This window comes from Pseudomonadota bacterium, assembly GCA_039024915.1.
Lineage (GTDB): Bacteria > Pseudomonadota > Alphaproteobacteria > Rhizobiales > MH13 > MH13.
The window spans coordinates 42,567-62,102 of the sequence record JBCCPK010000002.1 but is presented as its reverse complement, the minus strand read 5'-3'; the positions used below and the strand labels follow the sequence as shown (position 1 = coordinate 62,102).

Here is a 19,536-nt window from a genome sequence, read left to right as displayed (position 1 = left end):
CGTCCGCAGCCCGTCATCTGAAAGAAATGATCAGTATGACGAGCCACGCTTTTCAATTGTTTCGCGACGTGCCTGTTTATTAGGCCGTCAGTGGGGCACCTTTGACTGGCGGTGATTGACTTAAGTGCTTTCCCACGGACGGGCCTTTACAGTGAGGTGCCCGGCAGCTGCAAGCGGTAGGAGTTTTGATATGGCCGGCGTTCCTTTTGACCAATTATCCGGATGGATCTGGATGAACGGTGAGTTTGTGGCGTGGGATGACGCGAAGGTCCACGTGTTGACCCATGGGCTTCACTATGGCTCCGCGGTGTTCGAAGGTCAGCGGGCCTACGGTGGTGTTGTCTTCGAGCAGACCGCCCACCATGAGCGCCTTCACACGTCTGCAGAAATCCTCGACATGACGATGCCCTACAGCGTTGAAGAGCTCAACGCGGCTTGCGAGGCGGTGATCAGCAAAAATGGGTTCGTCGACGCCTATGTGCGCCCAATAGCGTGGCGTGGGTCGGAGATGATGGGCGTTTCAGCACAAGCCAACCGTATCAATGTCGCGATCGCGGCATGGGAGTGGCCGAGCTATTTCGCCCCCGAGGAACGCATGAAAGGCATACGCCTCGACATCGCCAAGTATCGCCGTCCTGATCCGCGTACAGCTCCATCCCACGCTAAGGCGGCTGGCCTGTACATGATTTGTACGCTGTCCAAGCACGCCGCAGAAGCCAAAGGTTACGCTGATGCGCTGATGTACGATTGGGAAGGTTATGTCGCGGAGGCCACGGGCGCGAACGTGTTTTTCGTTTCGGATGGCGTTCTGCATACGCCGACTGCCGACCGTTTCCTTGATGGGATCACCCGCCAGACAGTGATGAAACTGGCTGAGGCACGCGGCATTGAGGTGGTCGAGCGTCGCATTCTTCCGCACGAAATGGCGTCCTTTTCAGAGTGTTTCATCACCGGTACGGCAGCAGAGGTCACGCCGGTTTCGCAGATCGGCCCTTTCGAGTTCACACCGGGAGACATCTCACGAGCGCTCATCTCTGATTACGAGGCGGCGGTTCAACCGGGTTCCGCGCGTGCCGCCGCATAGCTTACAGCGCGAAGCCTAGCTTCCAGCTTGCAATCTTGTCGCGGTGTTTTTGCAGTGTTGGCGCGGAAGACTGTCAGCGCCAGCGGTCAGCGTCTGCGTCGTCGGAAGCCTTTGCCTCGACCCAAGCAGCTTCGGCATGCGGTCCGACTGGATGCTGCTTCTTCCAGAACGGTGCCTGGGTCTTCAAGTAATCCATGAGAAAGTCTGCCGCTTCAAAGGCGGCGCGACGGTGCGCACTGGCGGTCACGACGAGGACGATCGGCTCGCCCGGCTTGAGCATGCCGTGCCTATGGATGATCGTGGTCGCAGCCAAAGGCCAGCGGCCGCCCGCTTCGCTGGCTAGCGTTCTCAGCTGGCTTTCCGCCATGCCAGGAAAATGCTCCAGCTCCAAAGCAGCCAGCCTCCCACCTTCGTCACGAACATATCCTGTGAACGTGACAACAGCGCCGATTGCCGGGTCATCCGCATGGACCATCGCGGCTTCGTCGCCGACATCAAAGCTATCGGCCTGAACGGCAACTCGAAGCCGCATCCCACTTAGCCGCCCGTCATGGGCGGAAACAACGCTGCCTCGGTCGCGCCTCCAAGCGGTGCGTTATCGTCGGCCAGTTTCTTGTCCAGTGCGACGCGGACCACGGCGGGATTCTCAAGTGCGTAGGCATAGCCTTCATCGCGTTGCGCCAACCAGTGCTTGAGGCCGGCCACCGTGTCCACCGAAGCTGGTAGGTCGACGTCTTCTTCGGGCACCCCAATACGCTCGCGGACCCAGGCGAAGTACTTCAGTTTCATTGCGCTCGGCTCCGGATATCGGCGGCAACCAGATGGGCGATACCCGCGCGGACATAGTCATATCCAGTCCAGGCAGTCAAAAGCGCGGCAACCCACAAAAGCACGATACCTGCTTGTGTCGCGATCGGGATCACGACGTCTCCGGCAGGACCGGCGATGAGAACGCCCAACGCAATCATCTGTACCGTCGTCTTCCACTTGGCGAGGTTGGAGACCGGTACCGAAAGGCTCATTTGGCCAAGATATTCACGTAGGCCCGAAACAAGGATTTCGCGGCTCAGGATGATGATCGCCGGTATCAGTGTCCAATCGACAATGGTGCCGTTCGCAACCAGCATGATGAGCACCGCTCCAACCAACAACTTGTCCGCAATCGGGTCGAGCATTTTTCCCAAGCTCGATTGCTGGTCGAGAACGCGGGCGAGATAGCCATCAAAAAAATCGGTTATCGCGGCAGCTATAAAGACCAATACAGCCACCCAAAGCCAGACGTGTGAGGTTGAGAACAGGCATGCCACAATTGCCGGTACGGCGAGAATCCTCGCGTAGGTCAAGAGGTTCGGTATCGACAACACCATGCTTTGAACTGCCGCCATCGGGTCTGCGTCCTGCGGATTTTATGCCCACGCACTGGTTTCATCACGCGCGGTGTTAGCCGTCAACGTGGGTGGATTGCGCGTGCTTATGACCCCTGAAAGTGGTCGAAAATAGTCTGCGCAAGTGCATCGGAAATGCCCGGCACGTTTTGCAGGTCAGCCAATGCCGCGCGTTTTATTCCTTTCACGGAACCAAACGCGTTCAACAGTGCCCGTTTACGGGTTGGCCCGATACCACCGATCTCATCTAGCGGGTTTTCCCTGAGCTGCGCCGAACGTTTTGCTCGGTGGGTGCCAATCGCGAAGCGGTGCGCCTCATCACGCAGCCTCTGGATAAAGTACAGGACAGGGTCACGCGGCTGCAGCATGAACGGCTCGCCGATCATGGGGTGAAGAATTTCCCGGCCGGCGTCGCGATCCGGTCCTTTTGCTACACCGACCATCGTAACCTGCTCGGCAATGCCCAGGTCGTCGAGGACCGCTTTAGCTGCAGACATCTGGCCCTTGCCTCCGTCAATCAGCACGAGGTCAGGCCACTGGGGGAACTCCGCTTCGTCATCGATCGGCGTGTCGAGTGCCCCGGGGCTGTCGAGTTCTTTGATCAGCCGGCTGAAGCGTCGCGTCAAAACCTCGCGCATCATGCCGAAGTCATCACCGGGGGTGAGGCTCTCATCTTTGATGTTGAACTTGCGGTACTGGTTTTTCACAAAGCCGTCCGCGCCTGCAACGATCATCGCGCCAACGGCGTTGGTGCCCATAATGTGCGAGTTATCGTAGACTTCGATCCGCCGAAGCTGCCCATCATATCCGATTGCTTCGGCCAGACCCTCAAGCAATTTGGATTGGCTTGCGGTGTCCGCAAGCTTGCGGGCCAGTGCCTCTTTGGCGTTGGTGGTGGCCTGCTCGACCAGTTCGCGCCGTTCGCCGCGCTGCGGCTTGGTGAGTTCGACCTTTCGATCGGCCCGCTGCGAGAGTGCGTCGGCAAGAAGTGACGCCTCGGGGAGAGCGTGCGAGGCGAGGATGAGTTTCGGGATCGGCTTGTTGTCGTAGAACTGCCCGACGAAGCTCTGCAACACCTCTTCCGGTTCCAGGCTCTTGTCTGCCTTTGGAAAATAGGCGTGGTTACCCCAGTTTTGCCCGGTCCGAAAAAAGAACACCTGGACGCAGAATTGGCCTCCCTCGCTGTGCAAGGCAAACAGGTCGGCCTCATCGATCGTCCGTGGGTTGATACCTTGGTGGCTCTGAATCTGACTGAGCGCGGAGATACGGTCGCGATAAACAGCCGCCCGTTCGAAATCGAGCGCTTCGGAAGCTTCCTCCATCTGGTTGGCCAGATCAGCCTTCACCTCTCGGGAATTGCCCGAAAGGAAGCCCTTCGCATCGGCAACAAGCGCGGCGTAATCGCCGGGCGATATCTCGCCTGTGCAGGGCGCTGAGCAACGTTTGATTTGGTACAGCAGACACGGGCGCGTGCGGCTTTCGTAGACACTGTCCGTACACGTGCGGATCAGGAACGCTTTCTGCAGGGCATTGACGGTCCTGTTCACGGCGCCAGCCGAGGCAAACGGTCCGAAATACTGACCTTTGCGCGACCGCGCGCCACGGTGCTTGGCGAGCTGCGCTGCCTGATGATCTTCCGCCAGAAGGATGTAAGGGAAGCTTTTGTCGTCGCGCAGAAGGACATTGAAGCGTGGGCGCAGGCGCTTGATCAGGTTGGCCTCAAGCAACAGGGCTTCCGTCTCCGTGCGGGTCGAGATGAACTCCATCGCCGATGTCTGCGTGATCATGCGAACGATCCGGCTCGTAAGCCCTGTTGCGCGTGTATAGCTGGTCACACGCGCCTTCAGGCGCCGGGCCTTGCCGACATACAGAACGTCTCCATCGGCGTTGAGCATCCGGTAGACGCCCGGCGTGTTTGGCAACCTTTTGACGAAGGCCGCGATGACCTCGAAACCCGATTGCGCCAGACCGTCGTCGCCCAGATCATCACCGACCCAGACTTCGCTCGCGTGCGGCGATGTACCGTCAGCGAGCGCTGCCTTGCCGCTCGGACCGCTTGATAGGAGGGAATCGCCGTCTTCCATAGCCTCCATCGTGCCCTCTGATCCCTCGGGAAATCTAGGCCTGAGCCATTTCGGTCGCCGCCTTTTCCTGCCACGTTTGGCGGCAGTCGGCGTCGCTGGTGTCCCGCTGGTCATTCGTTCGCATTAAGCACATCCGGCGTCTGCCAGCTCAGATGTTGGCCACCGTCGAGCGCAACCATCTGACCGGTGATCGACCGCATCGCCCACAAGTACTGTATCGTCGTGCCAAAATCACGAAGTTGCGCGCCGCGTCCTAATGGAATTCCGTCCAACTGCGCCTGGAAGTCCTCGGGCTGTTGCCGCTCGTTTGCAAGCGTTGGCCCCGGCCCGATTGCGTTGACGCGAACACGACCCTGCGTCGTTTCCGCATAGGCCTGCGCCAAGGTTTGCGTCAGGCACCAAAGCGCAGCCTTCGACGCGGTGTACGAAGGAAAATGTGGCGTGAGCCGCCAGACCCGCTGGTCGATGATGTTGACAACCAAACCGTCTTCGCTTGCCGGTAACTGGTTGACCATCGCATCAGATAGCAAGGCCGGTACCGTGGCGTGAATTGCGAAATGCGCTTCGAACAAATCCGCGCTCAGCGAGCCCACTTCGTCTTTCGCGAAGATCGATGCGTTGTTGATCAGGCATCCAATCGGTTCGCCCAGCGCACGGCTGGCGTCGCCAATAACGGCGTGCGCCTGATCAGCCTTCAGTAGGTCAGCACTGATCGCAACCGCTGTCCCGCCAGCTTTCTCGATGTCTGTAATCAAAGCGGACGCTGCGTCGGCGGAGCGATTGTAGTGCACCGCGACCGGCGTGCCATGAGATGCCAGCTCGACGGCAATTGCCCGACCGATGCGGTTCGCGGCACCTGTGATCAGCGCGGCGGGCAGCGAGCCGTTCATCGTGCGCACCCTTCAACTCGGCCCGCCGCCGGGTTTTGCCAACTACGAAGTGGCATGGGCAACCAGAATGCCGAGATAGGCGACATAGGCGAGGAGGAAAATCACGCCGGTTGCCCGTCCGATATCCCGTCGGCCCAGGACGAACGGCAAGAGCAAGAGCGATGCGGCCAGCATGACCCATATATCGAAACGGATGATCTGTTGGGCAATCGGGATCGGTGTAATCGCGGCCGTCGTGCCGAGGATGAACAGAATATTGAAGATATTCGAGCCGATGACATTGCCGACACCAACATCGGATTGTCCCTTCAATGCGGCGACCACGGTCGTGACCAATTCTGGAAGGGATGTGCCAATGGCAATAATCGTAAGGCCTATCACGACCTCTGGCACGCCGAGTGACCGTGCAATCGCTGTGGCGGAATCAACGGTGGCGTCTGCGGCAAAAGGCAGGCCAATGACGCCGACAGCGAAGAAACCGAGGGCTGCCCAAAGAGAGTGGGGCACACCTTCAACACCGTCTATGGTTTCGAGCTGCGCCATGTCTGCCCCAGTCTGATCAGCGATTGCCGATCGGTAAGAGCCGTACAGAAACAGCAGCAAAGCCGCCAGAAATACCAGACCGTGCCAAAGCTCAAGGCGTCCTGAAAAAGCGAAGACGATGAACAGCACCGATACGCCCAACATAAAAAACGTCGAGCGCTTCAGGCCCTTCTGGTTGCAGGGAATGGCTGCAATGAGCGCGGGGACGCCCAACACCAGAAGAACGTTGGCGATGTTCGAGCCGACGACGTTGCCGATTGCGATGTCGGCGACGCCTTCGAAGGCAGCCTGCACCGAGACCATGAGCTCCGGCGCGCTGGTTCCCAGCGCGACAACCGTCAGACCGATGATCAAAGGAGGAATGCCGAAACGCTCCGCAAGGCCAACTGCCCCGCGCACAAGCATGTCGCCGGTGATCACCAAACCCGCAAGTCCAAGCAGAAGTATGAGATATTGCAGCAAGCTCGGCCTTCTATTCGCGCGGCTCGTTAGACCGGTTCAGACATTTCGACCGCCGGGTGGATGGTGCTCCGCGCCCAACTGCAAGCCGCATTTAAAAGGCTCATGTGCTGCTGGTGTTGCAGGTTGACAAGCCCCGGAGAAAGGAAGTTCGCAATTTAAGCGTTGTTCGACCCCTGAGTGCGGAGCGAAGCACGCGGACAGACCATCAGGTTGGCGATGTCGCATCAAAGGCCGGATTTGCCGTTCTGAAAGCGTTGAGCCAAGCGACAAGTTCGGGTCGGTTGCGCCGCCATGCGCCCTCAAACCGCAGATCAAGGTAACCCAGTGCGCACGCAATCGCGATGGTCCCGGCGGTCGGTGCACCGGTTGCTGGGGGTGGGTCTGCCTCAATCGATGCGAGCCCGGTCTGCACGCGCTCGGCCTGTCGATCAGTCCAGGACGCGGTACGCTGAGCTTCCGGGCGCATGCGTACTTCATAAACCTGAAGCAGCGCAGCTTCCATGATTCCATCTGCAAGCGCCTGCATGCGCAACGTCCGAATTCGTTCCATCGGGTCGACCGGAAAGAGTTTGTTGCCGCCAGCAAGGTGGTCGAGGTACGCGATGATTACTGCTGAATCATAGAAGGTCTCGCCATCCTCCAGAACGAGAGTTGGAATTTTGCCCAATGGATTTTGCTGACGCAGGCTATCAAGTGGATCCGACGTGTCGGCCGATTGAGTTGTCACGTGATCTTCAAGTCCAAGCACCAACGCAGCGATTGCGCATTTGCGCCCGAACGGTGAGGCGGGGGAGGTTCGCAAAATAGCCATGGTAACCCTGAGGTGCGGTTCGTGAAGCCTTTGGTTGGCCCTCTCAGCCCTTTGTCGTCAAGCGCTGCTGGGTTCAAGGCGGCACGATTTCGAGATTTGATTGTGTGCAGCCGTTTCGATCAACCTGCTGGCAGGTGCGTGGATCAAGGTCTGTGGTTAGGCAAACGCGCACCTCGGTAAGCCGCCCGTTTCGGCACTGAACTGCAATGCCGTCCCTGCGCAAACCGGAATTGACAGACAGAAAAGCGGTTTCAATATCGGATGCATCAAGGCGCTGTGGAAGCTGGTGGCCTCCGCCATCGGGTAACAAAGCGCCTGGTATTGCGATAGCGTCACGCGCTGCGATGGTCGCCAGCGCATAGGCCGCAGGGGAAAGGCCGGTGCAGGTGCCGTGCTTGTCCCATTGATGCTCAATCAATCCCCGATCGGGCATGCTTGGAAGGAGCGTATCCACGACCGAGTCCGGCGGCGGGTCACCATAGTCTGTCTGGCAGAACGATGGCCATCCATCATCGAACTGCGGCCAGAGCCCATGCGTGATGAAGCCAAATTCTGCGTCTGGTCCGCACTGCAGCGGCGAATTCTTGCCGGCGTCGGTCAAGCAGAATGCGGGCGACCAACTCAGTGCCAGAACGTAAAAATCGAAGCCTGATGGTTGATCAGCTGGTGACTGTTGATCGTTCGTGGGATCCCCACGGAAACCACCATTTCCCGTAACGACTGCGACCGCGATCCCGATTGCGATGATCGTGATCTGCCCTGCTCGCCGGAGGCTGAGCATACGCGTCCGCCTTATTTGGGCTTACCAGGTGCGAAGGACGCTGCAATCGCCGCCGTAAACGTTCCACAGGTCCCGGCCTGCAACACAGCTTTCGACGCCAAATCGGATGCCCGCAAATCCAGCATACCCCTCAATGAGGTACCAAACCGTCCGCGTTTGATGGCTATCAAGGGTCAGTCTCGCGGTGCACCAACGGCGCTCACGCAACCCCGGTCCCATCGAGCCGACATGCCGCGTCTGCTGAATGCGATCGATTGCCGTAACTTCAATTGGGTGCTGGTACGGTATGGCACCTGTGTTGCTTGTGTCGCGCAATATCAGATTGAGTACGCGATCCGCTTCACAAGTTGGTAGTGACCGATGATCGAGATGGCCTGATGGAGGATGGGTTCCCGCGCCTGGGTGGGACCATGCGGCGCTTATGCCAATGAGCATCAACGCAAATGCAACAACCGGCAGCATCGCGAAAATCAAGGCTTGGCGGGCACGTGAACCAGCGCTTTTTTGCGCGGCGAGACAGGTGGTGGCAGTGGCAGCTTTGGTAGGGGGCGTCATTGGTAGAATCCTCCGGTCTTCGGCACTTTGGCACACCCCGAGGTAAAATGGGAAGCGGTTTGCGTTACGCGCTTGTCAACACGGTTGGCCCATGCCAACCCAGCCCAATGACAGACACAAGCAACAGCACCGATCAGCCGGCCCGAGCCCTCGAAGTCTCGGTCATTCCGGTCACCGATATTCAGCAAAACTGTTCCGTTCTGACCTGCACCGCAACGCGCAGATCTGCCCTTGTCGATCCCGGCGGCGAAGCGGAGCGGCTGATCGACTTGGTGCAGCAAGGCGGCATCGAGCTCGAACAGGTTTTGCTGACCCACGGTCATATCGATCACATCGGTGGCGCGCAGGATATTGCTGATCAGTTCAACATTCCCATTGTCGGACCCCATAGTGCGGACGCGCCCTTGATCGATAATGTTGAGGACCAGGCGCGGATGTTCGGTGTGCCCGGTGTTCGGGCGCCAACCATAGACCGTTGGCTTGAGGCCGGGGATACAATTCAGGTTGGCGAGGTGGTCTTTGAGGTGCTGCACACGCCGGGCCACGCTCCTGGACACGTCATATTCGTCAACCACGAGAGCCGCTTTATCGTGATGGGCGATGTACTGTTCGCCGGATCGGTCGGCCGAACGGACCTGCCGCTTGCCGACCACGGTACATTGATGAAGTCGATCTTCCAGACGGTGCTTACGCTCGGCGATGATTACCAGTTCCTGCCCGGCCACGGCCCGGCTTCGTCACTTGGACGCGAGCGCCAGACCAACCCATTCCTGCAGGATGGCTTCAGCGCCTAAACGCTGCACGAGCCGTTAGTCTTCGGTTGACCATAATGGTTTTTCTGCCGTCCGGGCTTGGCCTGCGCACGCTTGTTTAAGACACGGCGGTCATAGTCGCGGCTGGTTTACACGGTCGGCTTGTTGGAACGTCTGAGCATGTCGCTATCGCGCGCATTGAAACTCACCACTGTCACAATCATCTCCGCTGCTTGCCTCGCAGCCGCTTTCGCTCCGTTTGCAATTGAAGCGGCGCCGTTTGCGGTCAATGCCGGCATCGCGCTGCTGCTGTGGGGGCTGGCCTATTTCTACACCCACCGCCGGCCCGACGCGAAGATCGCGACGACCGCCGAAACAGTCGGCTATATGACGGTCGTGTCGGCCTGCATCGGCTTGATTTCCTACACGATGGTGACGCTGAACCGCCCGCTCATCGACGAGCATCTGGCGCAGATAGACGCGGCGGTGGGCATCGACTGGCTCGCGTTCCTTGCGTTCTCGGCGCAGTACCCGTGGTTCACAACCGCGATGGAGCTCGCCTATCACTCGTCAGCCTGGCAGCTGTTTGCCGCGTTCTTCATCCTCAGCTTCTGCGGCCAGTTCGACCATCTGCGCCGGTTCCTGCTGACCTATGCGTGGACCGTGTTCGTTGTCGTCATCGTCGCCGGTTTGATGCCCGCGATCGGCGCCTACATCTACTATCAGCCACCGCCCGAGCTGCAGGTGATGAGCGCGCAGGCCGGCATCTGGCATCTTGAGCATTTCAACGCCCTGCGCGACGGCTCGTTCAGCGTCTTCAAGCTGATGGAGATCGAGGGCCTCGTCACTTTTCCCTCCTTCCACACCACGCTCGCGCTGCTGACGGTGTGGGCCTACTGGCCGATCGCGCTGCTGCGCTGGCCGATCCTCATCGTGAACATCTTCGTGCTGCTCGGAACGGTGCTCGAAGGCGGACACTACGTCATCGACATGGTTGCGGGCGCGGCGCTCGCGGGCCTCGCCATCGTTCTCGTCAAGCGCCTGCGCGGAGCGGACGCCGAGACCAAACCGGCCAAGCAACCCGCCGAAGGCCCTGCGTTTGCGACCTAGTTCGGCGTCGCGCTCGAATTGCAGACCCAAACGAACGGCTGGCACGCAGTGTTGTGCGACAGGCACTCCTGTTGCGCGTTGTTGGACGCTTCGCGGAACGTTTCGCCCCAGTCCGCGCCCCAGCCGCCATTGCCGCTGATTTGAACCGACAGCGCGCTGCAGGCGTTCTGTGACCAGTTGACCACCTGGCAATCGTCGGCGTGCTCGGAGCAGCGGGCCAGCGCATCGCGCTCGGCGGCTTCCTGGCTCGGCGCGTCGTAGGCGTAGCCGACGGCGTTGGTCGATTGCGAGTAGGCGATGGAGGTGAAACTGTCGCTTTGCGCCAGCGCGGGCGCAGGAACAAGAGCCGCCCCGAACGCCAAGATGGCGAAAAGCTGCAAGAGACGGCCCGCCATCAGTCTTCCAATATGAAGGTGACTTTCATGTTCACCCGGTACTCGGTGATCTTGCCATCCTCGACGACGACCTTCTGCTCCTGAATCCAGGCGCCCGTGACGTTCTTGAGTGTCTTGGTGGCTCGCTCGATGCCGATGTCGAGTGCATCGTCAAAGCTCTTTGGCGAGGACGCGGTGATCTCGGTAACGCGTGCGACGGTCATGCTGGTTCCCCCTTGTTTGTTGGCCGGGGTTCGCACTTCGCTTTGGCTCAACGTGCGCCCCCAATGGCTGTTTGGGAGCGTGCCGGGCGTATGCCCATACGTCAAGCACCGCGGTTGTGCCGAAGGCACAGAGCAAACAAGGATGCCGCGGTTGTGCCGAAGGCACAGAGCAAACAAGGATGCCGCGGTTGTGCCGGATGCATAGAGCAAACAAGGATGCCGCGGTTGTGCCGGATGCATAGAGCAAACAGGGATGCTGCGGTTGTGCCGGAGGCACAGAGCAAAAAATGATGCCGCGGTTGTGCCGGAGGCACAGAGGAAACAAGGATGCCGCGGTTGTGCCGGAGGCACAGAGCAAACAAGGATGCTGCGGTTGTGCTGGAGGCACAGAGCAAACGGGGATGCCCCGGTTGTGCCGGAGGCACAGAGTAAACAAGGATGCTGCGGTTGTGCCGGAGGCACAGAGCGAACAGAGATGCAGCGGTTGTGCCGGAGGCACAGAGCGAACAAGGATGCCGCGGTTGTGCCGGAGGGACAGAGCAAACAGAGATGCTGCATTTGTGCCGGAGGCGCAGAGCAAACAAGGATGCCCTAATCAAAGCCATAGCCAAGCGCGGCCATGCGCGAATGACGCGCAAGCCTTTGAGCAAGAGACGTGAACGAGGCGGGGCGCATGAAACGCCGGTCCGCTTTGTTTATTGGGTGGCGCTTGATGCGCCCCGCCCGCAGGGGCCAACCGTTGCCCGCCGGTGAATCTGTCACCGATGAGATGCGCTATCCGCGATCGAGGTGGGTCATGTGACGAAGATGGTTCGCGTCCCCGCCATCCACTTTTTAATCCACAGTTGCCGTCGACCCAGCGACTGGGAGGCCCACCGCCCGAAGGCAGAAATGAAGATCGGCATTTTTGTTGATCAGGATCTTGCGCTTCGCATGCTGGTCGCATGCTCAACGTGCGATCCTGATTGACTACAAAGAATGCTCGACCAGCGCACCCCTCAAGCTCGCGCTATCGGGGTTCGGCCTTTGTTGGGAACCGTGTGAGTCACCATTCATGAAACAGCGATCCAAGCGGTCATTCCGATGCGCCACGCGCCCGAAGGCGAAAGGCGAAGACGGAACGGAGCGCGGATCGCCCACCATTGAATGATGCGGCTTCCAACAAAACCTGCCCTCCCGCCCCACGCATGGTTCACGGTGCACACGCGCTGTCCACGTGAACGGAAGTGGGAGGAGGATAGGGGAGGGAAATCGGGCGGGGATAAGAGGGAGGTCTATCCGCCGTGTTATTAGTCAACTGACAGACAAACCGAGTTTATCCAGCAAGCAGAGCGCACGACTAACATTCGCATCTGTAGCCTTACCTGCTTTTCTAGCAACCAGCTCAGAACGCCAGTCCTGGAAATTCTCCTTGGTGGCGATCCAATGGATGGTTGCCGCTAACTCAATCTGGACAGAGGAAAGCTTCAACATCTCAGCAAGGCTTCTGGCCATCTTTTCAGGCGGAATTTTAGCTGTGATAGTCTGCTCGGTACCGTTTTCCAGGATATAGGTACTGAAAGGATTGCCATATACGGTATAGTCGACTTGCTCCTTCAAAATTTTATCAACAACGCAAGCGGACTGAACAGATTTAGAGAGTTCCTCTGAATAAGGGCCGTAGTGATGATAAGAAAACTTAAGGCCAGAATCTAATCCAAGCTGTTCAAGTAGATAAAATACTTTTTGGAAACGGATACGACCGACAATCCTCTTTCTTTCAGTCGCGGCTAAAACGGTCGCTATGATTTGATTGTCCATTCATCGTCCCCTTAAAAGCTTTGCTGCCTCGTCGCGCATCTCTCTTGTGGGATAATAGAAGCGGACCAAACGTCTTTTTTTCCTTAATTTTTTGCTAATTATTGTCTCGGGAAAATCTGTAATCTCTTTGGCTTCGCCAGACCCGTTGAGTACCCGAACAATTTTATGCACCTTTTCAGATTCGCCTTGCATTGACGAGTAAAGGTTTATTGGGGGATCGTCGACAAAAACGCTCCTTCCAAGCTCCGCGCCTGCGTGATTACGAAGCTTGTATTCCACATTCAGAAGCACTTCATCATTATGTCCGAATTCAGAGAACAAATCAAGAACATACAAATGATCTCGGTTTAGCAGCCGTTTCGCAAGCGTTGAAGCTTCAGCGTGAACCCCTTCGGCTATGAGCCTAATCGCATTCCAAACTACGAAGTCGTCGAGGTGCAGGTATCGGGAGAGCGAGATGTCTCCGCGCATAAAGCGCAGAAGCGGGTCATCAATTGGCAGATTTAACTTGCTCGAATCTATATCATCGCTGCCAATTAACTCGATAAGTCGAGTCAGCAGTACTTCAAATCCTCTGGTAGTCTTATGAAGATAAACCTCAGTATATAGCCTAAATCTTGCCAGTAGAAAATCTTCCGCAGCTTGCCGGCCTTTTGTTTTGAAAACGAAGGTTGGCGTAGTTAAGGTGTCCTCATCGCCATCTTGTGATGTTGTTAGAAGAAAGCCATCCAAATTGTCCATCAACCAGTCGACATCGATTGCACCCGTACCGGTGCCCGTCATGTATCTGTCACGGACTAAATAGTCTAAACGATCTGCATCGAAAGAGCTTGAGATAACTGCATCATATATGTCTCTTGGTTCATCAGAGCTAATAACAGCGGCTACCTTGGTGGCCATTCCAGCTCGATGATCTTCCAAAAGGGGGAGTATCTGCCCATTTGGATCTAAAATTATTTTGGCTGAATACTTCTCATGCTTTTCTATCGGGCCATGGTCGCGTTGTTCCGCAACTACCTCGCGGGCTCTTTCGAATGCGTGGCTGAAGGGGCCGTGGCCAATATCATGAAGCAGCGAGGCTATCAGAATGTCATCCGCGCGATCGGGGTCGTATTGGCTTGCCCCGCTCCCTAGGTAGCCCTCGGCAACGTTTAGTAGCTTTCGTGCATTCGCGTAAACACCAACGGAATGCGCAAACCTATTATGCGTAGCTCCCGGGAAGGTTAATTCCGAAAAACCAAGTTGCTTAATTCGTCGCAGTCTCTGAAACTCAGGTGTTTCGATCAGAGACCAGGCAAGTTCATCAATCTTGCTTTCAAATTTGATCAGGCCGTGTATCGGGTCACGGATGCGTTCCAAGGTAATTCCCGTTCTTAAACGAATTTAGCGCTCGCGACTCTGCCCAGATAATACATCGAACAACAATACGTTAGAGTGTTACTCGGCGGATTTGCACAACAAGGGCGTTAGTCAAGACTGCGAAACTAGCCGAGCATGCCAAGTCCGATTTCCGCGCTGGGGCGCCACACTTCCTCCGCATTCCGCCTTTCTACCGCGCCGCATCGCATTCTCCCCAATCCAAGGAAATTCCATGCAGAAGGTTCTCACAGCCGTGTCCCTCGGCCTGTTCGTCTCGGCGTGCGCGTCATTGCCCGTTCTGTCCCACCACACCACCAATAGTGCCGACGGCACCGTCACCACCGCGAGCTGGTACCAATGCTGCTCGACCACCGCCAATGGCGAGCGCTTCAACCCCGATGGGCTGACCGCCGCGCACCGGACCCTGGCGTTCGGCACCCGCGTTCGGGTCACCAATCTATCGAACAACCGCTCCGTCACGGTGCGCATTAATGATCGCGGGCCGTTCATTCGCGGTCGCGGCATCGATCTGAGTCGCGGCGCTGCGCGGCAGATCGGCTGCATTTCTTCGGGCACTTGCCGGGTTTCGTACCAGGTGCTTTAGCGCCGCTTCATCCCTGATTGCTCTGTTCCATCTTTTTCGCTCTGGGCCTCCGGCCCAACCGGCATCCTTGCTCGCTCTGGGCCTTCGGCCCAACCGGCATCCTTGCTCGCTCTGGGCCTTCGGCCCAACCGCTGTTAAGCGTCATCCTCGGACTTGATCCGGGGATCCATCCCGAGTGTCTGGCCGCTGGTAGCTGTTGTTCCGAATAGAGCTGGATGGCCGGTTCAGGCCCGGCCATGACGTCGGGTTAGGCGCTCCGGCTACCTGCACAGGTCTCTCCAGTGTGATTTTCCCCTTCAGCCCGCAATTGAGGCGCGGCGCGCATCGGTTTTGAGCATTGATCCGCCGTCCCGCCGAGACTCATGGGCGGTCGTCGCTTAGTCTCATCCTCTGCACCGAATATGCCGGGAGGATCACACATGGATATGTCAGCAACAGCGATGGCGTTTTTCGACGCCTGCGAAACCGGGAAAGGCTGGTCGGTCTGCCAAGCGTTCTGCACGGATAAGGCGACCTTCTCCGCCCAGGCTGACGCGCTTGCCGATGTCGTCACGCTTGAAGCCTACACCGAGTGGATGAAAGGGCTCCTGGTGCCGGTCGCTGATGGGCATTACGAGCTGAAGGCGTTTTCAGTCGACGGCGAGCGCGGGATTGCCACGGCCTTTGCCGTGTTTCACGGAACCCACACCGTGGACGGCCCCGTGCCAGCTACCGGCAAAACGGTCGCCGCCGACTATGTCTACGCGATGGCCTTCGATGGCGATAAGATCAGCCACGTCACGAAGATCTGGAACGATGTCCACTCGTTGAAGCAGCTGGGCTGGGCTTAGGCTGCCTGACCGGCCACTCTCACCCGCTCCGGACCTGCGGCCCGACCGGCGCTTTTGCCTGCTCTGTTCCTGACGGAACAAGCGGTACTTTTGCCCGCTCCGGTCCTGCGGCCCGACCGTACTCTCGCTTGCTCCGGTCCTACGGCCCGACCGCACTCTCGCTTGCTTTGTTCCTGACGGAACAACCGGCATCTTACCCGCTCCGGTCCTGCGGCCCGACCGCACTCTTGCTTGCTCTGTTCCTAACGGAACAACCGCTCAGCGCCGTTTGCTTCGCGCTTTCGCGCCGCCGCCTTTCTTCTGCCCCTGATATCCGCCGGTGACGTTCTCGACGTCTGACTGGCGGGCCAGCGCATCGTCGGCCAGCACAAGCTCGGTCTCGCGCAGGCGCTTGAGTTCGTCGCGCAGGCGGGCCGCTTCCTCGAATTCGAGGTTGGCAGCCGCGTCGCGCATCTTCTTCTCGAGCTCCTCCAGCGTCACCTTCATGTTGCCGCCGACCAACTTGCCCTCTTCAACAAGCCCCGGCTTCACCCGGACATGGTCCTTCTCGTAGGGGCTGTCGAGAATGTCGGCGATGTCCCGCTTGACGCTCTGCGGCGTGATCCCGTGCTCTTTATTATAGGCGAGCTGCTTCTCGCGGCGGCGGGTGGTTTCGGCGAGCGCCCGCTCCATCGAGCCGGTCTTGGTGTCGGCATACAGGATCACCCGGCCATCGACATTGCGCGCGGCGCGGCCGATGGTCTGGATCAGCGAGGTTTCCGAACGCAGGAAGCCTTCCTTGTCGGCGTCGAGGATCGCCACCAGTGCCACCTCGGGGATGTCGAGGCCTTCCCTCAAGAGGTTGATGCCCACCAGCACGTCAAACGCGCCGAGCCGCAGATCGCGGATGATCTCGATGCGCTCCACCGTGTCGATATCCGAGTGCATGTAGCGCACGCGCACGCCATGCTCGTGGAGATATTCGGTGAGGTCTTCGGCCATGCGCTTGGTCAGCACAGTCACGAGGCTGCGATAGCCCTCGGCGGCGACCTTCTTGACCTCGTCGAGCAGATCATCGACCTGCATCGTTGCAGGCCGGATGTCGACCGGTGGATCAATGAGCCCCGTGGGGCGGATCACCTGCTCGGCGAAGACGCCGCCGGCTTCTTCCAGCTCCCACTTCGACGGGGTCGCGGAGACGGCCACGGTCTGCGGGCGCATCATGTCCCACTCTTCGAATCTGAGCGGACGGTTGTCCATGCAGGAGGGCAGGCGGAAGCCATACTCTGCCAGCGTCGCCTTGCGCCGGAAGTCACCGCGATACATCGCACCGATCTGCGGGATCGTCTGGTGGCTTTCATCGACGAAGATGAGCGCGTTGTCGGGGATGTATTCGAACAGGGTAGGGGGCGGCTCGCCGGGCTGGCGGCCGGTCAGATAGCGCGAATAGTTCTCGATTCCGGCGCAGGACCCGGTCGCCTGCAACATCTCGAGGTCGAACTGGCAGCGCTGTTCAAGCCGTTGGGCTTCGAGGAGCCGGCCCATACCCTTCAATTCCTGAAGCCGCACCTGTAGTTCGCGCTGGATGCCTTCGATGGCCTGGTTCAGCGTCGGGCGAGGGGTCACATAGTGAGAGTTGGCGTAGATCTTCACGCTCTTGAGGTCGCCCGCCTTTTTGCCCGTCAGCGGGTCGAACTCGGAAATCGCCTCGATCTCGTCGCCGAACAGCGAGACGCGCCACGCCCGGTCGTCATAGTGGGCGGGGTAGATGTCGATCGTGTCGCCCTTGACCCGGAAGGTTCCGCGCACGAACGCGCCATCGTTGCGCTTGTACTGCAGCGCCACGAGATCAGCGAGCAGTTGGCGCTGTTCGATACGCTCCCCGACCTTCAACTCGAACGTCATCGCCGTGTAGGTCTCGACCGAGCCGATCCCGTAGATGCAGGAGACCGAGGCGACGATGATGACGTCGTCGCGCTCGAGCAGCGCACGGGTTGCCGAGTGGCGCATCCGGTCGATCTGTTCGTTGATCGTCGACTCTTTCTCGATGAACGTGTCGGTGCGTGGGACGTACGCTTCGGGCTGGTAGTAGTCGTAGTAGGAGACGAAATACTCCACCGCATTGTCGGGGAAGAACGTCTTGAATTCGCCGTAGAGTTGGGCCGCAAGCGTCTTGTTGTGGGCAAGGACGACCGCGGGGCGCTGGGTCTGCGCGATGACCTGCGCCATTGTGTAGGTCTTGCCCGAGCCGGTGACGCCCAGCAGCACCTGGGTCGCGTCGCCATCATTGATGCTTTCAACGAGGTCAGCGATAGCGGTCGGCTGGTCGCCGCGCGGCTCATACTCCGACACGAGCTTAAAGGGTATGCCGCCCTCGGACTTGGTCGGCCGTTCCGGGCGGTGCGGCGTCCATGTGCCGTCACGGAACGCCGGGTGCCCGTTCTGGATAAGATCCTCAAGCGCCGCGACCGTTGCGGTGACGCCGGTATTGGCGGGCAGATTCTTGGCATCTTCCAGCGAGACATCGAGCCCCGCCACCGGGTTGAGGCCCGCTTCGGCCCGCTTCTTGGGGTCGGAGGTGCCGCCGATGGAGTAGCCGCCAGACGTGCGTTTATCGCCAACGGTGTAGGTTTTGTCGGTGTTCTTTTTGCTGGAAGTCTTGCTGCTGGAAGTCTTGCGCTTGGCTTCGCCGGTTTGGCCTCCCAGGGTCCCATCGGCCTTGGCGCCTTTTGCCGAGCGCCTGTTCTTGCGACCGTCTTTGACGTTCAATGGGATCGCTTCATCACCACCGGCTCGGGCGCGTTCCCTGGCGCTTCTCTTTGCGGTCCGCTGAACGGTTGAAGGTGAGCCGGGCTCGGGTTTCGACGTGTCCAATGCCTCGTTGATCGATTTCGCGAAGCGAGACGCAACATCACTCTGGGCAGCCTCGTCCTTGGCGCGCTTAGCGATCTTCATCGGGTCGAAGATGTCCACCGGTTCGCCGGCGTCGAACGCGGCTTGCGGCGCTTCCTCAAAACCTGATGGCTTGGAACTGGATTTTTTGGCGGTGCTCATTCCTGCCTATATGGCGGCAATGGCCTTGCGGGGAAAGGGTTCAATTGGTGACCTCCTGACAAGGGTTTGTCAGCAGCTTTGACACGATTGCAGGCCGTTCTGCCGAAATCATACGCGGCGGCATGTCGCACATGATTGCGCTGTTGCGGATGATCTATCGGTAAACTTGAAAACGTATGGCAACATAAGACCTAAGTAGAAAGGAGATTGATAGAATGGCTTCCCTCGATGCTGCAGTCGGCTCCGTTGCAAACGTCAGCCGACGCATCCCAACCATCCGCAGCGCGGACTGGTTTATCCGTATTCCACTTGCCGTTATCATCATTGAGCAGGCAACCTTCAAACTGCCGGACTTCGCCGGACAAGCCGAAGCCTACGGTTTGCCGCTGATCCTGTTTGGACTTGCAACGTTCGCGGAATTTGCTGGCGGTGCCGCTATTCTGCTGGGTGGTTTGATCCGCAATAACTGGTTCGCAGATCTTCTCACTCGCCTCGGTGGACTGGCCATCGCAAGCGTGGTCGCTGGCGTGATCGTCATGATTTACTTTGGCCCGTTCGCCGGTTGGCAGCTGCAGGGTATGTTGCTCGCAGGCGGCTTGTTCTTCCTGTTCCGCGGGAACGGTGACGTCACTGGACGCAAGCTGATCTAGCGATTTCCTGTCATCGATGCGTATGCATCAAGAGGCTTCCGCCCATCCGGGGCGGGAGCCTTTTTTCTTGGTGGCGAGCCTTGCAAATGCGCAAGAACCCTTACCCGGCTCAATCAGCGTTGACTTATCTCTTCGACGGGCGTGCATTTGTGTCATGTGCGCCTGCTAAACCAGCAGCGTCGTGACAGTGCGCCGGGGTGGGGGC

Annotated in this window: 20 protein-coding genes; 6 read left to right on the top strand and 14 right to left on the bottom strand. The window is 58.7% G+C overall.

The annotated features are described in order from the left end of the window. Window positions 1-190 precede the first annotated feature (190 nt). A complete protein-coding gene (locus AAF739_03580; GenBank protein MEM6381729.1) occupies window positions 191-1,084 on the top strand; it encodes a branched-chain amino acid aminotransferase in 894 nt (297 codons plus the stop codon). A 73-nt stretch (window positions 1,085-1,157) separates the two neighbouring features. On the opposite strand, the gene AAF739_03575 is transcribed toward AAF739_03580, so the two are convergent. The 9 genes from AAF739_03575 to AAF739_03535 all read right to left on the bottom strand — a co-directional run bounded on the left by AAF739_03575 (window position 1,158) and on the right by AAF739_03535 (window position 8,595). Further along, window positions 1,158-1,616: a molybdenum cofactor biosynthesis protein MoaE gene (locus AAF739_03575; protein ID MEM6381728.1), complete on the bottom strand. Its 459-nt coding sequence runs from the start codon at window positions 1,614-1,616 to the stop codon at window positions 1,158-1,160. 5 nt (window positions 1,617-1,621) lie between these two features. Further along, window positions 1,622-1,873: a molybdopterin converting factor subunit 1 gene (moaD, locus tag AAF739_03570; protein ID MEM6381727.1), complete on the bottom strand. Its 252-nt coding sequence runs from the start codon at window positions 1,871-1,873 to the stop codon at window positions 1,622-1,624. Beyond that, window positions 1,870-2,469 (bottom strand): CDP-diacylglycerol--glycerol-3-phosphate 3-phosphatidyltransferase, encoded by a 600-nt coding sequence (pgsA, locus tag AAF739_03565; GenBank protein ID MEM6381726.1) that lies wholly within the window; start codon window positions 2,467-2,469, stop codon window positions 1,870-1,872. Before pgsA ends, moaD begins: the two co-directional genes overlap by 4 nt. Window positions 2,470-2,555: 86 nt before the next feature. Beyond that, window positions 2,556-4,562, bottom strand: a complete 2,007-nt coding sequence (gene uvrC / locus AAF739_03560) for an excinuclease ABC subunit UvrC (GenBank protein ID MEM6381725.1) — start codon at window positions 4,560-4,562, stop codon at window positions 2,556-2,558. A gap of 101 nt (window positions 4,563-4,663) precedes the next feature. After that, window positions 4,664-5,443 carry an SDR family oxidoreductase gene (locus tag AAF739_03555; protein ID MEM6381724.1) on the bottom strand — a complete coding sequence of 260 codons (780 nt, stop codon included), beginning with the start codon at window positions 5,441-5,443 and terminating at the stop codon, window positions 4,664-4,666. 42 nt (window positions 5,444-5,485) lie between these two features. Continuing rightward, complete coding sequence (locus tag AAF739_03550; protein MEM6381723.1) at window positions 5,486-6,448, bottom strand: calcium/sodium antiporter; 963 nt, start codon at window positions 6,446-6,448, stop codon at window positions 5,486-5,488. A gap of 205 nt (window positions 6,449-6,653) precedes the next feature. Further along, window positions 6,654-7,259 carry a glutathione S-transferase N-terminal domain-containing protein gene (locus tag AAF739_03545; GenBank protein MEM6381722.1) on the bottom strand — a complete coding sequence of 202 codons (606 nt, stop codon included), beginning with the start codon at window positions 7,257-7,259 and terminating at the stop codon, window positions 6,654-6,656. 73 nt (window positions 7,260-7,332) lie between these two features. Continuing rightward, window positions 7,333-8,040: a ribonuclease T2 gene (locus AAF739_03540; GenBank protein MEM6381721.1), complete on the bottom strand. Its 708-nt coding sequence runs from the start codon at window positions 8,038-8,040 to the stop codon at window positions 7,333-7,335. Between the two features lie 21 nt (window positions 8,041-8,061). Further along, the gene (locus AAF739_03535; protein MEM6381720.1) at window positions 8,062-8,595 is read right to left on the bottom strand and encodes a hypothetical protein; all 534 of its coding nucleotides are present in this window, start codon (window positions 8,593-8,595) and stop codon (window positions 8,062-8,064) included. A 107-nt stretch (window positions 8,596-8,702) separates the two neighbouring features. On the opposite strand from AAF739_03535, the gene AAF739_03530 reads away from it, so the two are divergent. Further along, window positions 8,703-9,389, top strand: coding sequence for an MBL fold metallo-hydrolase (locus tag AAF739_03530; GenBank protein ID MEM6381719.1), 687 nt, complete (start codon window positions 8,703-8,705; stop codon window positions 9,387-9,389). 138 nt (window positions 9,390-9,527) lie between these two features. Next, window positions 9,528-10,457, top strand: a complete 930-nt coding sequence (locus AAF739_03525) for a phosphatase PAP2 family protein (protein MEM6381718.1) — start codon at window positions 9,528-9,530, stop codon at window positions 10,455-10,457. On the opposite strand, the gene AAF739_03520 is transcribed toward AAF739_03525, so the two are convergent. From AAF739_03520 to AAF739_03505, 4 genes are all read right to left on the bottom strand, one after another. Further along, window positions 10,454-10,852 carry a DUF4189 domain-containing protein gene (locus AAF739_03520; GenBank protein MEM6381717.1) on the bottom strand — a complete coding sequence of 133 codons (399 nt, stop codon included), beginning with the start codon at window positions 10,850-10,852 and terminating at the stop codon, window positions 10,454-10,456. The genes AAF739_03525 and AAF739_03520 overlap by 4 nt on opposite strands. Continuing rightward, on the bottom strand, window positions 10,852-11,055 hold the full coding sequence (locus AAF739_03515; protein ID MEM6381716.1) for a dodecin family protein: 204 nt from the start codon (window positions 11,053-11,055) through the stop codon (window positions 10,852-10,854). Before AAF739_03515 ends, AAF739_03520 begins: the two co-directional genes overlap by 1 nt. Before the next feature lie 1,293 nt (window positions 11,056-12,348). After that, window positions 12,349-12,855, bottom strand: a complete 507-nt coding sequence (locus tag AAF739_03510; GenBank protein MEM6381715.1) for a hypothetical protein — start codon at window positions 12,853-12,855, stop codon at window positions 12,349-12,351. After that, window positions 12,856-14,214, bottom strand: coding sequence for an HD domain-containing protein (locus AAF739_03505; protein ID MEM6381714.1), 1,359 nt, complete (start codon window positions 14,212-14,214; stop codon window positions 12,856-12,858). A 232-nt stretch (window positions 14,215-14,446) separates the two neighbouring features. On the opposite strand from AAF739_03505, the gene AAF739_03500 reads away from it, so the two are divergent. Together AAF739_03500 and AAF739_03495 are read left to right on the top strand one after the other, a co-directional pair. Beyond that, window positions 14,447-14,818, top strand: a complete 372-nt coding sequence (locus AAF739_03500) for a septal ring lytic transglycosylase RlpA family protein (GenBank protein MEM6381713.1) — start codon at window positions 14,447-14,449, stop codon at window positions 14,816-14,818. Window positions 14,819-15,237: 419 nt separating this feature from the next. Further along, entirely contained in the window at window positions 15,238-15,648 is a 411-nt protein-coding gene (locus AAF739_03495) for a nuclear transport factor 2 family protein (GenBank protein MEM6381712.1), read from the top strand. 258 nt (window positions 15,649-15,906) lie between these two features. Here the strand turns inward: AAF739_03495 and uvrB are convergent, their stop codons facing one another. Continuing rightward, complete coding sequence (gene uvrB / locus AAF739_03490) at window positions 15,907-18,681, bottom strand: excinuclease ABC subunit UvrB (protein ID MEM6381711.1); 2,775 nt, start codon at window positions 18,679-18,681, stop codon at window positions 15,907-15,909. 215 nt (window positions 18,682-18,896) lie between these two features. Between uvrB and AAF739_03485 the strand changes: the two genes are divergently transcribed. Next, on the top strand, window positions 18,897-19,331 hold the full coding sequence (locus tag AAF739_03485) for a hypothetical protein (GenBank protein ID MEM6381710.1): 435 nt from the start codon (window positions 18,897-18,899) through the stop codon (window positions 19,329-19,331). Window positions 19,332-19,536 lie beyond the last annotated feature (205 nt).